We start from the raw sequence: 15644 nt of genomic DNA, 5'->3' as shown, positions 1-15644 counted from the left end.
CTCGAACTCGGCCGTTAAACGCACCAGCGCCCATGGTACTGTGTCTCAAGACACGGGAGAGTCGGTCGCCGCCAGGCCCGCCCAACGCAAGACACACACACCCTCGACACGAAACGTCACAGCCGCCCGGCGCGGGGTGGAGCAGCCCGGTAGCTCGTCAGGCTCATAACCTGAAGGTCGTTGGTTCAAATCCAACCCCCGCAACCAGATCAGCCAACGGCCCGTCCCCCAAAAGGGGACGGGCCGTTGTCGTGTCCGGGATCCCAAAGGGATCATCCCTTTGGCGGGTCCGGGGCGGAGCCCTGGAAATGCGCGTCCGGGACCTGTCCCTCTGGGATCCCGGCACGTGCTAGAGGGTCGTTCCCCGTCGAGCCTTGGGAGGCTTCAGCCATGCGGATCCTCTCGGAGGCCGAGGACGCGACACAGCCGGAGGCGCCCCCGGCCGAGCATCTCGACGTGCTGGTGATCGGGGCCGGGATCTCAGGGATCAGCGCCGGCCATGCCCTGCAGACGCGCTGCCCGGACAAGAGCTACGCGATCCTGGAGGCGCGGGAGGCGCTCGGCGGGACCTGGGACCTGTTCCGCTATCCCGGCCTGCGCTCGGATTCCGACCTCTACACCTTCGGCTTCAGCTTCCGGCCCTGGACCGAGGACAAGTCGATCGCCGACGCCGCCTCGATCCTAGCCTATCTCCGCGAGACCGCCGCCGCCTTCGGCATCGACCGCAGGATCCGCTACCGGCAACGCGTGGTCTCGGCCGCCTGGAGCACCAAAGAAGCGCGCTGGACGGTCGCGGTCGAGGCCGGGCCGGAGGGGCGGCGCCTCATCTATACCTGCTCCTTCCTCTACGTCTGCGCCGGCTACTACGATTATGACGCCGGCTATCTACCAGACTGGCCGGGCATGGAGCGCTTCGGCGGTCGCATCGTGCATCCGCAGGCCTGGCCGGAGGATCTCGACCATGCGGGGCAGCGCGTCGTGGTCATCGGCAGCGGCGCCACCGCGGTGACGCTGGTGCCGGAGATGGCCAAGACAGCCGCCCACGTCACCATGCTGCAGCGCTCGCCGACCTATATCGTGGCGCTGCCGGCCAAGGACCACATCGCCAACTGGATGAAGCGCCGCCTGCCGCTGGGGCTCGCTCACCGGCTCGCGCGCTGGAAGAACATCGCCCTCAGCCTCGCCTTCTACCAGTTCGCGCGCCGCCAGCCGGAGGTGATGACGCGCAAGATCCTCGGCGCCATCCGCAGCCAGCTCGGGCGCGATTACGATGTCGGCCGGCATTTCACGCCGCGCTACAAGCCCTGGGACCAGCGCCTCTGCCTCGCGCCGGACGGCGACCTGTTCAAGGCGATCCGGCGGGGCCGGGCCTCGGTGGAGACCGACGCGATCGAGAGCTTCACCGAGACCGGGCTGCAGCTCGCCTCCGGCACGCATCTGCCCGCCGACATCATCGTCACCGCGACGGGGCTCCGGGTGAAGATGATGGGCGGCGTGCAGATCAGCGTCGACGGCCGCACTCCCGACCCGGTGCAGAGCTACCTCTACCGCGGCATGATGCTGAGCGACGTGCCGAACCTCGCCCTCGCCATCGGCTACACCAACGCCTCGTGGACGCTGAAATGCGAGCTGACGGCGGGCTTCGTCTGCCGGCTCATCCGCCGCATGGATGCGACGGGCAACGCCTGGTGCATGCCGCGGCGGGGCGAGGCCACGGGCGAGGAGCCGCTGATCGGCTTCACCTCCGGCTATATCGAGCGGGCGCGCCACCTGATGCCGAAACAGGGCGCGTCGCGCCCGTGGAAGCTCCACCAGAACTACGTGCTCGACCTCGCCACGCTCCGCTACGGCCGACTCGACGACGGGGCCCTGACCTTCGGCGGGAAGCGGGCGGCCTGAGCGCCCTCCGATAGGGGAGGGGGCTTGCGCCGTCTCCGGAGGAACAGGCGGGGCGGTCTGTTCCCGGGCGCGGGCGCGGACCGGGTGCGCGGCGGGCTTGGCTGCGAGAGCATGAGACCGGAAACGGGGCGCCCGCATTCCTGCGACCGCGATCGGCGGGCGCGGGGTGGCACAAGCCCCGGGGTCGAGGGAGGACGACGAGAATGCGCGAGACGCTGACGCGGATCCTGGGCGCCGGCCTGATCGGGCTCGCCCTGGCGGGGGCGCCGGCCCTGGCCTTCGAGCCGGCGCCGCTCGCCGGGGCGGCCGAGCTCGGCTTCGATCCCGGGCGGCTCCAGGCGGCGGCCGACCTCGTCCAGCGCGACGTCAGCAGCGGCAAGATCCCCGGCATGGTCCTGATGGTCCTGCGCGACGGCAAGCCGGTGATGTCCCGGGCCTTCGGCGAGCAGAGCCCGGGCGTGCCGATGCGCCTCGACAGCCTGCATCGCATCGCCTCCACCACGAAGCTCTTCGTCACCACGGCGGCGCTGCGCCTCTACGAGCAGGGCCGCTTCAAGCTCTCCGACCCGGTGGCGACGCACCTGCCCGAGCTGAAGGACCTCAAGGTCTATGCCGGCTTCGAATCGGCCACGAGCGGCGAGGTGCCGCCGCCCGAGGCGCCGCGGCGCCCGCCGACGGTGCAGGACCTGATGCGTCACACGGCGGGCCTCACCTATTGGTGGATCGGGCCGGCCAACCCGGTGCGGCGCAACCAGCGCGAGCAGGATCTCGAGGGGCTCTACGGCCTGACCGGCCCGGAGATGCTCGCCAAGCTCGCGCAGCAGCCCTTGCTCTACCAGCCGGGCACCACCTTCGAGTACTCCATCGCCACCGACGTGCTCGGGCACATGCTGGAGCGGATCGAGGGCAAGCCCCTCGACCGGATCCTCGCCGAGCAGGTGCTGGAGCCCCTGGGGCTGACCGACACGGTCTGGCAGGTGGACGAGGCCCGGGCCGGCCGCCTCGCCGAGCCCTCGCAGGCGACGCGCGAGAAGGACCCGCTCGCCTGGGTCTTCACCTGGCTCGACCTGCGCAAACCGCCGAAGCGCTTCTCGGCCGGGGCCGGCCTCGCCTCCACGGCGGGCGACGTGGCGCGGCTCCTGCAGATGCTCGCCAATGGCGGCGCGATCGACGGCGTGCGGCTGCTGGCGCCGCGCACCGTGCGCCTGATGCTCCACCACGACCAGCTCAACGGCATCCGCGGCCCGCGCAACAACGTGGACGACGGCTATGGCTGGAGCCTCGTCAACCCGGTCCGCCTCGCCACCGGCGGCCATACGACGCCGGGCGCACCGGGCGACCTCTACTGGGGCGGCATCACCGGGCCGCGCTACATGCTCGACCCGGCCGAGCGCCTCGTGGTGGTGGCGATGTTCCAGGCGCCGAGCCTGCGCGGGCATTACTACGCGCTGCTGCGGCAGATGGTGTACGGCGCGCTGATGAAGTGAGGGCGGCCCCTCAGGTCACCACGCTCGGCTCGGCGCGGCCGGTATGGCCCGCGATGTCGGCGATGGCGCGGGCCGCCGCGACCACCGGGCTGAGCACCTCGGCGGGGTCGCGGTCGTGCCGGTCGCGGTCGTAGCGCTCGAGATAGACGCGCAGGGTCGCGCCCTGCGTGCCCGTGCCGGAGAGCCGGTAGACCACGCGCGCATCCTCGGCGAAGGCGATGCGGATGCCCTGGCGCTCGGTCACCGAGCCGTCGACCGGGTCGACGTAGCGGAAATCGTCGGCGCTCGCGACGGTGAGGCCGGCGAAGGCCTGCCCCGGCAGGTCGGCGAGGCGGTCGCGCAGGGATTGCATCAGCGCCTCGGTGGCGGCGCTCTCGACCTCCTCGTAATCGTGGCGGGTGTAGTAGTCGCGGCCGAACTCCGCCCAGTGCGCGCGCACCAGGGCGTCGGCGCGCTCGCCCGTGGCGGCCAGGATGTTGAGCCAGAGCAGCACCGCCCAGAGCCCGTCCTTCTCGCGGACATGGTTCGAGCCGGTGCCGGCGCTCTCCTCGCCGCAGAGCGTGATCAGGCCGGCATCGAGCAGGTTGCCGAAGAACTTCCAGCCGGTCGGCGTCTCGTAGGCCTGGATGCCGAGCTTCTTCGCGACCCGGTCGGCGGCCCGGCTCGTCGGCATGGAGCGGGCGAGGCCGGCAAGCCCCGCGGCGTAGCCCGGCGCGCGCTGGGCGTGGGCGGCGAGGATGGCGAGGCTGTCGCTCGGCGTCACGAAGAGATGGGGCGCCACGATCATGTTGCGGTCGCCGTCGCCGTCCGAGGCCGCGCCGAAATCGGGCGCGTCGGGGCCATGCAGCAGGTCGAACAACTCCTTGGCGTGGACCGGGTTCGGGTCCGGATGGTGGCCGCCGAAATCCTCCTTCGGCTCGGCATTCACCACCGTGCCGGGGGCGGCGCCCAGTTCGCCTTCGAGGATCGCCTTGGCGTAGGGGCCGGTCACGGCGCTCATCGCGTCGAAGCGCATGCGGAAGCCGCCCGCGAACAGGCGTCGGATCGCGTCGAAGTCGATCAGCTCGGCCATCAGCGCGGCGTAGTCGGCCACGGGATCGATCACCGCGACCACCGTGTCGCCGAGGGTGGTCTCGCCGATCCGGTCGAGGTCGAGGTCCGGCACGTCGAGGATGCGGTATTGGGTGATCCCCTTCGCCCGCTCGAAGATCGCGGCGGTGACGCTCTCCGGGGCCGGGCCGCCGTTCTTGGCGTTGAACTTGATGCCGAAATCGCCGTCCGGCCCGCCGGGATTGTGGCTCGCCGAGAGCACGATGCCGCCGATCGCCCCGTATTTGCGGATCACGCAGGAGGCGGCCGGCGTCGAGAGCAGGCCGCCGCGGCCGACGAGCAGCCGGCCGAAGCCGTTGGCGGCGGCGATCTTGATGGCGACCTGCACCACCTCCCGGTTGAGGAAGCGCCCGTCGCCGCCGATCACCAGCGTCTGCCCGGCCCGGTCGGGCAGGGTGTCGAAGGTCGCCTGGACGAAGTTCTCGACGTAATTCGGCTGCCGGAACACCGGCACCTTCTTGCGCAGGCCCGAGGTCCCCGGCTTCTGGTCCGGGAAGGCGGTCGTCGGAACGGTCTTGAGAGCCATCGGCGGGGGCGTATCCTTCGGGGCGCGTCGCGGCGGCCGGGCCAGGCGGCCACGAACCTCGGCCGTTCACTAGTATGGCGATGGCGGAGCGTTTCAACAGGGCCGGCCCCGGCACGTGTCGAGGCCTGCGGCCGCTGCCGTCTCCCCCGCACGGGGAGTGGCATGCGCCCGAACCGTCCTTATAATGCCGGTCAAGGGGGCCCTCCCGCGGGGCCCGTTACAGCGAGCCCGTTTTGATGTCCCGCATCCCGAACTTCGCCGAGGTCCCGTTCTCGGGTGAGCCCCTGCCGGCTCCCGCTCCGGCGCTCGGCGAGCCGTGGATGAGCCCGGAGGGCATCCCGGTGAAGGGCGCCTATGGCCCCGAGGACCGCGAGGGCCTGGAATTCCTGAACACCTATCCGGGTCTGCCGCCCTATCTGCGCGGGCCCTATCCGACCATGTACGTCACCCAGCCCTGGACGATCCGGCAATATGCCGGCTTCTCCACGGCCGAGGATTCGAACGCCTTCTACCGGCGCAACCTGGCGGCCGGGCAGAAGGGCCTCTCGGTCGCCTTCGACCTCGCCACCCACCGCGGCTACGATTCGGACCATCCGCGCGTCTCGGGCGATGTCGGCATGGCGGGCGTCGCGATCGATTCGATCTACGACATGCGGACCCTGTTCTCGGGGATCCCGCTCGACGAGATGACCGTGTCGATGACGATGAACGGCGCGGTGCTGCCCGTTCTCGCCCTCTACATCGTCGCGGCCGAGGAGCAGGGTGTGCCGCCCTCGAAGCTCGCCGGCACGATCCAGAACGACATCCTGAAGGAGTTCATGGTCCGCAACACCTACATCTATCCCCCCAAGGGATCGATGCGGATCATCTCGGACATCTTCGCCTACACCTCGGCCAACATGCCGAAGTTCAACTCGATCTCGATCTCCGGCTACCACATGCAGGAGGCCGGCGCGACGAACGACCTGGAGCTGGCCTACACGCTGGCCGACGGCGTCGAGTACATCAAGGCCGGCCTCGCGGCAGGCCTGACCATCGACCAGTTCGCGCCGCGCCTGTCCTTCTTCTGGGCGATCTCGACGAACTTCTTCATGGAGGTCGCCAAGATGCGGGCCGCGCGCCTGATCTGGGCGAAGCTCGTCAAGCAGTTCGAGCCGAAGTCCGACAAGTCGCTGCCCTTGCGCACCCATTCGCAGACGAGCGGCTGGTCGCTCACCGCGCAGGACGTGTTCAACAACGTCACCCGCACGGCGATCGAGGCGATGGCGGCGACGCAAGGGGGCACCCAGTCGCTCCACACCAACGCGCTCGACGAGGCGCTGGCGCTGCCCACCGATTTCTCGGCCCGGATCGCCCGCAACACCCAGCTCTTCCTGCAGCAGGAATCGGGCACCACCCGGATCGTCGACCCGTGGGGCGGCTCCTACTATGTCGAGCGGCTGACCGCCGACATCGTGGCCCGCGCCTGGGAGCATATCCGCGAGGTGGACAGCCTCGGCGGCATGGCCAAAGCGATCGAGGCCGGCATCCCGAAGCTGCGGATCGAGGAGGCCGCGGCCCGCGCCCAGGCCCGCATCGATTCCGGCCGTCAGACGATCGTGGGCATCAACAAGTTCAAGCCCGACGACGAGATGGCGATCGAGCTCCTGCGCGTCGACAACGGCAACGTGCGCACCCTGCAGATCGACAAGCTCAAGCGCCTGCGGGCCGAGCGCAACCAGGCCGATGTCGACGCGGCGCTGGCGGCCCTGACGGGAGCGGCGGAGACCAGCGAGAACCTGCTCGAGCTGGCGGTGAACGCGGCGCGGGCCAAGGCCACGGTCGGCGAGATCTCGGAGGCGCTGGAGCGGGCCTGGGGCCGGCACCGCGCCGAGATCCGCTCGATCTCGGGCGTCTACAAGCGGGAGGTCGGCGGCATGTCGCCTGTGGTCGAGAAGGTGCGCGGCCTGGTCGAGGCCTTCGAGGAGAATGACGGGCGCCGCCCGCGCATCCTCGTCGCCAAGATGGGTCAGGACGGGCACGACCGTGGCCAGAAGGTGATCGCCTCGGCGTTTGCCGATCTCGGCTTCGACGTGGATATCGGGCCGCTCTTCGCCACCCCCGCCGAGGCCGCGCGCCAGGCGGTGGAGAACGACGTGCACATCGTCGGCGTCTCCTCGCTCGCCGCCGGCCACCTGACGCTGGTGCCGGAACTGAGGGCGGCGCTGGCGGAAGCGGGCCGCGACGACGTGATGATCGTGGTCGGCGGCGTCATCCCGCCGGGCGACTACGACGCCCTCTACGCCGCCGGCGCCTCGGCGATCTTCCCGCCCGGCACGGTCATCGCCGAGGCCGCGGTCAAGCTGATCGAGGAGCTGAACGGCCGCCTCGGCTACGGCGCGCGGCAGGCGGCGGAGTAGGGACCGACCCCGCCGAGCCCGAAGGACGTCGGGTTCCGCGTCCCATGAACGACTCGTCGGGCCGGGCGCAGATGCTTCGGCGGCGACAGACTGCTGCCGAGGCGCGCCTGTGGCGGGCCCTGGGGAACGGCCGGCCAACGGCTGGAAGTTCCGCCGGCAGCATCCGGTCGGCAATGCGATCACCGACTTCGCCTGCGTTGCCGCCAAGCTCGTGGTCGAGGTCGACGGCGCCACGCACGCGACCGAGGCCGAACGTCTCCGAGACGAACGACGGACCGAAGCGCTCAGGCGGTGCGGCTTCGAGGTTCTGCGCATCGACAACGTCGATGTCGCGGACACTCTCGAGGGCGTCCGCGAGACGATCCTCGCCGCGATCGAGCGGCGGACCAGCGTATAGGCGATCGAAGGGGCAGGGCGGCCAAGCGCGGCGCGCCCTCGCTCGCACGAGAGCGGGGAACACGGTTTCCGGACGTTCCCAGGATCCGCGACAGGCTCCCTCTCCCATTCGGGAGAAGGTTGGGGTGAGGGTCGAGAATTGTCCGGAGAGGTCGCGACGGCGAAGCGGCTCCGGCTCTGCTCATTCCTAAAAGTTCTCGACCCTCACCCTGTCCCTCTCCCGAACGGGAGAGGGGACCCGCGCCCCATCCGGCACCGTCGCTCCTCTTGGCCTGCGATGAGGATAGACGGCCCAGCTTATGACAATGCGCGGAGCCGAAAGCGCGTGGGCGCCTGAATCCGGCACGTGCGAGCGGTCGCGGCCATCCGGGCGGCCGAAAATCCCGCCTTGCCAAATCCCTGCGACGATCTGTAATGATAGCGACCCCCTCCCGGTCCCGCCGGTCGCGCTCGCGGCCCGCGGGCGCGCCGAGTTCCAACGATCTTCGGACGCGTCCTCGCCGTCGGTTCTCCGCGGCGTCCGTCGGATTCCACACAAGGGCGGGTGTCGGCGCAGGCGGCGGGATTGCTCTCGCCGCAAGGTTTTCGAATTCGCGGCCGGTCCAATCCGGTCGAGATGTCTTCGCGAGGTCGGGGAAAGGATGGGCGGACGCACAGCAACGGTTGCCGCTGCTCGTGCCGCAAGCGCGCGTGATTCGCGTCGCGCCGGTTCGCCTCTCCCCCCGGCCATGTTCAACCCCGGGCACGCCGTTGCGGCGTGCCGAACGGCGGTTGGCGGCTCCCCCTTCCGATCAGACCCCGCGGCCTCGGTGACGAGGCCGGCGCGAGCGCGTTTCCCAAGGGCCGCAAGGCCGGGAGCGGCTCCACCGGGACATCGCCCCGGGAGGGCGTCGCCGGCCGCCATGTCGAAAGTTCGTCATGGCCAACAACAAGATGCTCATCGATGCGACGCACCCGGAGGAGACCCGGGTCGTCACGGTTCACGGGTCTAGGGTCGAGGAATTCGACTTCGAGGCGGCCAACCGGCGCCAGCTGCGCGGCAACATCTATCTCGCCAAGGTGACGCGGGTGGAGCCCTCGCTCCAGGCCGCCTTCGTGGAGTACGGCGGCAACCGCCACGGCTTCCTCGCCTTCAACGAGATCCACCCCGACTACTACCAGATCCCGCTGGCCGACCGGCAGGCGCTGCTGGAGGACGAGGCCCGCGACGCGGAGGAGCACCGCGAGCGCGAGGAGCGTCGCCGCTCGACCCGTCGCCATCGCGGCCGCCGGGCCGAGGCCGCCGCGCGCAACGCCGACGCCACGGTGAGCGAGGACGCCGTCCCGGCCGTCATCGATCTCGAGGCCGAGTCCGTCTCCGAGGCCGCGCCGGCCGACGAGGCCGTGCCGGTGACGGGCGGCGACGCTTCCGCCGACCTGCCGGATTCCGCCACTGCCAGCGCCGAGCCCGGCGACGAGGCCCCGGCCGCCGAGGGTGAACCCGCCGAATCCGCTCCCGCCGCCGAGGCGGCCCAGGAGTCGACCCATGAGCCGGCCGTCTCCGGCGAGCCCGCGCCCGGTCCCGCCCCCGAGGCCGTCGTCGCGGTCGCCGAGGTGCTGACCGTCGTCGAGGACCTCGCCCGCGACGAGGCCTCCGAGGATGAGGACGCGGACGAGGACGACGAGGATTCCGACGACGAGTCCGATGAGGACGAGGATGAGGACGATTCCGACGACGAGGACGGTGAGGAATCCGAGGACGGCGAGGACTCTGAGGGCCGCATCGCCCAGGTCGGCGGCAACGGCGACGCGCTCGCCGAGATCCCCGAGCGCCCGCGCAGCCCGCGCCGCCACTACAAGATCCAGGAGGTGATCAAGCGCCGCCAGATCATCCTCGTGCAGGTGGTGAAGGAGGAGCGCGGCACCAAGGGCGCGGCGCTGACCACCTACCTGTCGCTCGCCGGCCGCTACTCGGTGCTGATGCCCAATACCGGCCGGGGCGGCGGCATCTCGCGCAAGATCACCTCGGCCGCCGACCGCAAGCGCCTCAAGGAGGTGGTGTCCGACCTCGACGTGCCGGAGGGGATGGGCGTCATCCTGCGCACGGCCGGCGCCATGCGCACCAAGCCCGAGATCAAGCGCGACTTCGAGTACCTGATGCGCCTGTGGGAATCGGTGCGTGAGCTGACGCTCACCTCGATGGCGCCCGCGCTCGTCTACGAAGAGGGCTCGCTGATCAAGCGCGCCATCCGCGACCTCTACAACAAGGACCTGGAGGAGGTGCTGGTCGCGGGCGAGGACGCCTACCGCGAGGCCAAGGACTTCATGCGCATGCTGATGCCCGGCCAGTCGAAGGTGGTGAAGCCCTACCGCGACACGACGCCGGTCTTCGCCCGCTACGGGGTGGAGCAGCAGCTCGACCAGATGTTCTCGACCCACGTCTCCCTGAAGTCGGGCGGCTACCTCGTCATCAACCCGACCGAGGCGCTGGTCTCGATCGACGTGAACTCGGGCCGCGCCACCCGCGAGCACGACATCGAGGACACCGCGCTCAAGACGAATCTCGAGGCCGCCGAGGAGGTCGCCCGGCAGCTCCGCCTGCGCGATCTCGCCGGCCTCATCGTGATCGACTTCATCGACATGGAGGAGAAGCGCAACAACCGCGCCGTCGAGAAGAAGCTCAACGAGTGCCTGAAGAACGACCGCGCCCGCATCCAGGTCGGCCGGATCTCGCCCTTCGGCCTCCTGGAGATGAGCCGCCAGCGCATCCGCACGGGCGTGCTCGAATCCTCCTCGATTCCCTGCCCGCATTGCGGCGGCTCGGGCTTCGTGCGCGCCACCTCCTCGGTGGCCCTGCACATCCTGCGCTCGATCGAGGAGGCGCTGGTCAAGTCGGCCTCGCACAACCTCGTGCTGCGCACCCGCACCGAAGCCGCGCTCTACATCCTCAACCACAAGCGCGCGCATCTGCGCGAGCTCGAGCTGCGCTTCGGCGTGACGCTGACCATCGCCGCCGACGAGCGGCTCGCGGCGAGCACGCCGTTCCAGCTCGATCGCGGCGAGCCGGCCCAGCGGCCCGAGGCGCCCGCCACCGCCGTCCGCGCCACCGCGGTCTCGCCGGCCATGGAGATCGACGACGAGATCGACGAGGAGGATCTCGCCGAGGAGGAGGCCGAGGCCCGCGCCGAGGACGGCGAGGAGGCTGCCGAGGCGCGGGGCGAGGATGGTGAGGGCCGCCGCCGCCGCCGTCGCCGCCGCCGTCGCGGCGGTCGCTCCGAGGGCAACGGCGAGCGCCGCGAGTCCGAGGGCGACGAGGACGGTGCCGAGGAGGGCGAGGAGTCCGAGGCCGTCGAGGCTGCGGAAGCCGGCGACGGCGCCGAGCCTTCCGAGTCCGCCGAGGGCGAGGGTGAGGCCGAGGCCGGCCGCTCCGAGCAGGCCGGCGACGAGGGTGGCCGCCGCCGCCGCCGTCGCGGCCGCCGCGGCGGTCGCGGTCGCTCCGATCAGCGCGGTCGCGAGGACGGCGCCGACGAGGCGGGCGAGGAGACGGATGCGGATGCCGAGCGCGAGGAGGCCGTCGCGGCCCTGGCGCCCGAGGAGCCGGTCAGCGCCGAGGCCCTGGCCCAGGCTGCCGAGACGCCCGCCGCGCCGGTCCCGCTCGAGGCCTCGGTCGACCTGCCGGTCGCCGCGTCGTCCGAGCCCGCCGCCGAAACCGCTGCCGAGCCCGTCACCGCTGCCGCGGAGCCCGCGCTGGCTCCCGTGCCGCCGCCGGAGCCCGTCGCCGTGGTCCTGAGCGCGCCGTCCGACCCCGACCGCCCGAAGCGGGCCGGCTGGTGGTCGCGCACCAAGGCCGCGCTCACGGGAGAGTGATCGCGCCAACGATCGATCCGGAAGCAGCGCTTCCGATACGTGCGGCGGGGCTTTTGCCCCGCCGTTCCGCTTTCATACGACATCCGGGTGATCCCTTCGGGATGGCGGATGTCGCCTTCGCTCAGGCGCCGCGCGGTCTCAGATGCGCGGAAAGCGGTCGTTCCGGAGTAGGCGGCGACCGAGCTGCCGCGGAATCCGTGGATCAAATTCCGGCGATCTGCACGGGGCGTTCGAAATCTGCCGGCAATTTAACCGGCGGTTGAGCACCTGGGGCGCATCCTTCTCCGAACCATATCTGTCGGAGGGGCCCAGCATGTTCGCACTGTTCCGCGGAGGACGCCCTGCGGAGCTGCCGCCGGTGCAAGCGCCGCCCGTCGCCGAGAGCCCCGCTGCGGCGGAGCCCCCGGCGCGGGCGCCGCACCCGATGGACGATCCCGCCGTCCTGAAGCTGCAGGCCGGCCTCTCCGCCGCCGCGTCCGAGGCGGGCACCTCGATCGGCTGGATCACCCATGATTCCGCGCAGATGGCCGAGCAGGCCCGCCTGATCGCGGCGGCGAGCGAAGAGCTGGCCGCGACGACGAGCGAGGTCGCCGCCCGGTCCCAGGCCTCGGCCGAGACCGCCGAGCGGGCGCGCGCCGGCATCGCCGAATGCGCCGCCGACATGCGGCTCGCCGGCGAGCGCATGCAGGTGATCCAGGAGCGCGCCTCCGAGATCGGCGGCTGCCTCGACGGTTTCGCCGCCGCCGCCCGCCGCATCGAGGAGATGGCGAGCGCCATCGCCGCAATCTCGGCGCAGACGAACCTGCTCGCCCTCAATGCCACGATCGAGGCGGCCCGCGCCGGCGAGGCCGGCCGCGGCTTCGCGGTGGTGGCTGGCGAGGTCAAGGCGCTCTCCGCCCAGACCGCCAAGGCCACCGACGAGATCCGGGCCAGGCTCGGCGCCCTCCAGGGCGAGCTCGCGGCCATGCAGGGCGCGGTCGACCAGAGCCGCACGGCGGTCGCCGCGGGCTCCGAGGTGATGGCGCGGGCCAACAACCGCGTCGAGGCCGAGAGCTCGGCGGTGGCTACTGCGGCCTCCGAGATGCGCGCCATGGCCGCGATCATGGACCAGCAGATCGCCGCCACCGGCGAGATTGCCTCCAGCGTCGGCAACATCGCAGCCGGCATCGACAAGTCGCGCCGCGAGATCGGCGACGCGATCGGCCGGCTCGACAGCCTGGAAGGGATGAGCCGCACCCTGCTCGACCGCTATGCGGGCGATCCCCTCGTCCTGCGCCTCGGGCGCCTCCCGGCCGATTGCGCCGCCTGGCGCCGCCGCCTCGCCTCGTCCCTCGTCGGGCTGCTCCCGGTGGCGGAGGCGGCCGCCGCCGCGGTGCGGTCGGATCCGGCGCTGCCGGGCCCGGTCCACGCGGCGCTCAGCGCGGCCAATGCCCGGGCCGAGGCGATGCTCGGCCATATCCGTGGCGCCGCCTGGGGCGAGGCCGCCGGAGCCTTCACGGATTTCGAGGCCCGGCTCGCCGACACGCTCAAGGCCGCCGAAACCGCGATCGCGACGGCCGCCGCAGCCTGAACCGGGATCCCAAAGGGATCATCCCTTTGGCGGGGTGCCGGGGCGGCGCCCCGGCCTTGCTTCGCAGACCAGGGCTCCGCCCTGGACCCGCGAGAGGGGTGCCCCCTCTCGACACCCGGGTTCAGCCGAGCCAGCCGCGCAGGCGCCGCACCGCCTCGCGGCACTCGTCCTCCGAGCCGGCGAAGGAGAAGCGCACGTGGTGGGCGCCCTCCGCCGGGTCGAAATCGAGCCCCGGCGTCGCGGCGACCCCCGCCTCGTCGAGCATCCGCCGGCAGAAGGCAGGAGCGTCGCTGGTGAGGCCCGAGACGTCGGCATAGAGGTAGAAGGCGCCGTCCACCGGATGCGTGCGCCCGAGCCCCAGGCCGGGAAAGGCCTCGAGCAGGATCGCCCGGTTGCGGGCATAGCCGTCGCGCACCGCGTCGAGTTCCGCGCCCGCCTCGAAGGCCGCGAGCGCGCCGACCTGCGAGAGATACGGCGCCGAGATGTAGAGGTTCTGCGCCAGCCGCTCGATGGCGCGCACCAGCCCCTCCGGCACCACCATCCAGCCGATGCGCCAGCCGGTCATGCAATGGTATTTCGAGAAGGAGTTGATCACGACCGCGTCGGGATCGAACTGCAGCGCCGTGGCGGTCGGCACCCCGTAGCTGAGGCCGTGATAGATCTCGTCCGAGATCAGCGGCAGGCCGAGCCGCCCGGCCTCGGCGCAGAGGTCGGCAAGCGCCGACGGGGTGATCACCGTGCCGGACGGGTTGGCCGGGCTCATCACCAGCACGCCGGCCAGCGGGGCCGCCGCATGGGTGGCGCGGAGCAGGGCGGCGGTCGGGGCGAAGCGGTCCTCGGGCCGCAGCACCATCGGGGCCGGCACGAGGTCGAGGGCGTTGAGGATGCTGCGATAGGCCGGGTAGCCCGGCTGCGGCACGCCGACCCGGTCGCCGGCATCGAACAGGCTCATGAAGGCGAGGATGAAGCCCGCCGAGGAGCCGGTCGTGATCACGACCCGCTCCGGCGCGACCGAGACGCCGTAGCGCTCGCGGTAGTCCCGGGCGATGCGCTCCCGCAGGGCGGGCAGGCCGAGCGCCTCCGTGTAGGGCACGCGGCCGGTCTCCAGCGCGCGCCGCGCCGCCGCGATCACCGGCCGGGGTGCCGGCGCGGAGGGCTGGCCGACCTCCATGTGGACCACGCCGGCGCCGGCCCGCTCCCGGGCGGCGGCGGCCGTCATCACGTCCATGGCGAGGAAGGGGGCGACCGCCGCGGCGCGGCGCGAGGGGAGGGGCATGGATCTGGTGTCCGCAGGTCTGGTCCGCTGGCGTCTCGCGGCCGAATGATCGGCTTTCCCGTATGCTGCAAGGGACGCATCGCCACGGGAGCGGCCGGACCCGTCCAGGTTCCGGCGAAGGACGACCTCCCGCGATTGCCGGACGCCGTGAAAACGCCTAACCCGGCCTCTACCGATCCGCCAAACGCCGTCCGGCCCGGCCGGCGCCCCGCGCGCAGCGAGGACGTATGCTCTTCTCCCGTTCCCTCCCGATCCTGGCCCTCGGTCTCGGCCTCGCGGTCGTGCCGGCGCTCGCCCAGCAGCAGGGAGCCTCGCCCTTCACCGATGCCCAGCGGCAGGCGATCGAGGCGATCGTCAAGGACTACCTGGTCAAGAACCCGGAGGTCCTGCAGGAGGTGATCGCCGAGGGCGAGAAGCGGCAACTGGAGACGCAGCGCCTCGCCCAGGCCGCCGCCCTCAAGGAGTCGAAGGACGCGCTCCTGAACAGCCCGCACGACGTGATCGCCGGCAACCCGAGCGGCGACGTCACCCTGATCGAGTTCTTCGACTACAATTGCGGCTATTGCCGCAAGGCGCTGATCGACGTGCAGACCCTGATCAAGAGCGATCCGAAGCTGCGTGTGGTGATCAAGGACTTCCCCGTCCTCGGCCCCGAATCCCTGGAAGCCAGCCAGATCGCGCTTGCCGTCAAGCAGCAGCTCAAGGGCGAGAAGCTGTTCGAGTTCCACCAGAAGCTCCTGGAGTCGAAGGGCCGCGTGAACGGCGCCCGCGCCCTTGAGGTCGCCAAGGCGATGGGCCTCGACGTCGCGAAGGTCCAGAAGGACGCGCAGGGCCCCGAGGTGAAGGCGGCGCTCACCGAGAACCGGGGGCTCGGCGACAAGCTCGGCCTGTCCGGCACTCCGGCCTTCATCATCGGCGAGGAGATCATCCCCGGCGCGGTCGGCGTCGAGCCGATCCGCAAGACCATCGCGGACGTGCGCCAGTGCGGCCACGCCTCCTGCTGAGCGGCCGGTCCTGAGGGCCGCGGGCCTTGACCGGTAGCGCGCCTTCGCCCGGCGCCCGGGAAGCGGGCCGTTCCGCGCTGTCGCAGTTTCAGCGACGAAGCGGGGTGCCCTGCGGCGGAGAATGCTCTAAG

At 71.4% G+C, this 15644-nt stretch carries 9 protein-coding genes, 1 tRNA gene and 1 rRNA gene; 9 read left to right on the top strand and 2 right to left on the bottom strand.

All coding sequences use genetic code 11. The annotated features are described in order from the left end of the window. From rrf to MTDSW087_RS23455, 4 genes are all read left to right on the top strand, one after another. Window positions 1–77 (top strand): 5S ribosomal RNA (rrf, locus tag MTDSW087_RS31465); the annotation flags it as partial. A gap of 53 nt (window positions 78–130) precedes the next feature. Further along, window positions 131–207, top strand: a tRNA-Met gene (locus MTDSW087_RS23465). Between the two features lie 183 nt (window positions 208–390). Next, window positions 391–1899 (top strand): flavin-containing monooxygenase, encoded by a 1509-nt coding sequence (locus MTDSW087_RS23460; RefSeq protein ID WP_144767288.1) that lies wholly within the window; start codon window positions 391–393, stop codon window positions 1897–1899. A gap of 203 nt (window positions 1900–2102) precedes the next feature. Then, window positions 2103–3386, top strand: a complete 1284-nt coding sequence (locus tag MTDSW087_RS23455; protein ID WP_144767287.1) for a serine hydrolase domain-containing protein — start codon at window positions 2103–2105, stop codon at window positions 3384–3386. 10 nt (window positions 3387–3396) lie between these two features. Here the strand turns inward: MTDSW087_RS23455 and MTDSW087_RS23450 are convergent, their stop codons facing one another. Continuing rightward, window positions 3397–5022, bottom strand: a complete 1626-nt coding sequence (locus MTDSW087_RS23450) for an alpha-D-glucose phosphate-specific phosphoglucomutase (RefSeq protein WP_144767286.1) — start codon at window positions 5020–5022, stop codon at window positions 3397–3399. Window positions 5023–5255: 233 nt separating this feature from the next. Between MTDSW087_RS23450 and scpA the strand changes: the two genes are divergently transcribed. From scpA to MTDSW087_RS23430, 4 genes are all read left to right on the top strand, one after another. Continuing rightward, window positions 5256–7421 (top strand): methylmalonyl-CoA mutase, encoded by a 2166-nt coding sequence (gene scpA / locus MTDSW087_RS23445; RefSeq protein ID WP_144767285.1) that lies wholly within the window; start codon window positions 5256–5258, stop codon window positions 7419–7421. Between the two features lie 109 nt (window positions 7422–7530). Next, complete coding sequence (locus MTDSW087_RS23440; RefSeq protein WP_238179398.1) at window positions 7531–7818, top strand: endonuclease domain-containing protein; 288 nt, start codon at window positions 7531–7533, stop codon at window positions 7816–7818. Between the two features lie 917 nt (window positions 7819–8735). Then, window positions 8736–11663 (top strand): Rne/Rng family ribonuclease, encoded by a 2928-nt coding sequence (locus tag MTDSW087_RS23435; RefSeq protein WP_144767284.1) that lies wholly within the window; start codon window positions 8736–8738, stop codon window positions 11661–11663. A gap of 358 nt (window positions 11664–12021) precedes the next feature. Continuing rightward, window positions 12022–13233: a methyl-accepting chemotaxis protein gene (locus MTDSW087_RS23430; RefSeq protein ID WP_238179789.1), complete on the top strand. Its 1212-nt coding sequence runs from the start codon at window positions 12022–12024 to the stop codon at window positions 13231–13233. A 121-nt stretch (window positions 13234–13354) separates the two neighbouring features. Here the strand turns inward: MTDSW087_RS23430 and MTDSW087_RS23425 are convergent, their stop codons facing one another. After that, window positions 13355–14509 carry a pyridoxal phosphate-dependent aminotransferase gene (locus MTDSW087_RS23425; protein WP_144767282.1) on the bottom strand — a complete coding sequence of 385 codons (1155 nt, stop codon included), beginning with the start codon at window positions 14507–14509 and terminating at the stop codon, window positions 13355–13357. 227 nt (window positions 14510–14736) lie between these two features. Between MTDSW087_RS23425 and MTDSW087_RS23420 the strand changes: the two genes are divergently transcribed. Further along, window positions 14737–15513 (top strand): DsbA family protein, encoded by a 777-nt coding sequence (locus MTDSW087_RS23420; protein ID WP_144767281.1) that lies wholly within the window; start codon window positions 14737–14739, stop codon window positions 15511–15513. Window positions 15514–15644 lie beyond the last annotated feature (131 nt).

The organism is Methylobacterium dankookense, assembly GCF_902141855.1.
Lineage (GTDB): Bacteria > Pseudomonadota > Alphaproteobacteria > Rhizobiales > Beijerinckiaceae > Methylobacterium > Methylobacterium dankookense.
Note: the sequence above shows the minus strand (reverse complement) of the source record. Positions and strands in the feature narration are given on the sequence as shown.

Excerpts from the sequence above, each read along its gene's own strand:
- MTDSW087_RS23460 (WP_144767288.1), top strand. The coding sequence starts at position 391 with ATGCGGATCCTCTCGGAGGCCGAGGACGCGACACAGCCGGAGGCGCCC.
- MTDSW087_RS23455 (WP_144767287.1), top strand. The coding sequence starts at position 2,103 with ATGCGCGAGACGCTGACGCGGATCCTGGGCGCCGGCCTGATCGGGCTC.
- MTDSW087_RS23425 (WP_144767282.1), bottom strand. The coding sequence starts at position 14,509 with ATGCCCCTCCCCTCGCGCCGCGCCGCGGCGGTCGCCCCCTTCCTCGCC.
- MTDSW087_RS23420 (WP_144767281.1), top strand. The coding sequence starts at position 14,737 with ATGCTCTTCTCCCGTTCCCTCCCGATCCTGGCCCTCGGTCTCGGCCTC.
- MTDSW087_RS23435 (WP_144767284.1), top strand. The coding sequence starts at position 8,736 with ATGGCCAACAACAAGATGCTCATCGATGCGACGCACCCGGAGGAGACC.
- MTDSW087_RS23450 (WP_144767286.1), bottom strand. The coding sequence starts at position 5,022 with ATGGCTCTCAAGACCGTTCCGACGACCGCCTTCCCGGACCAGAAGCCG.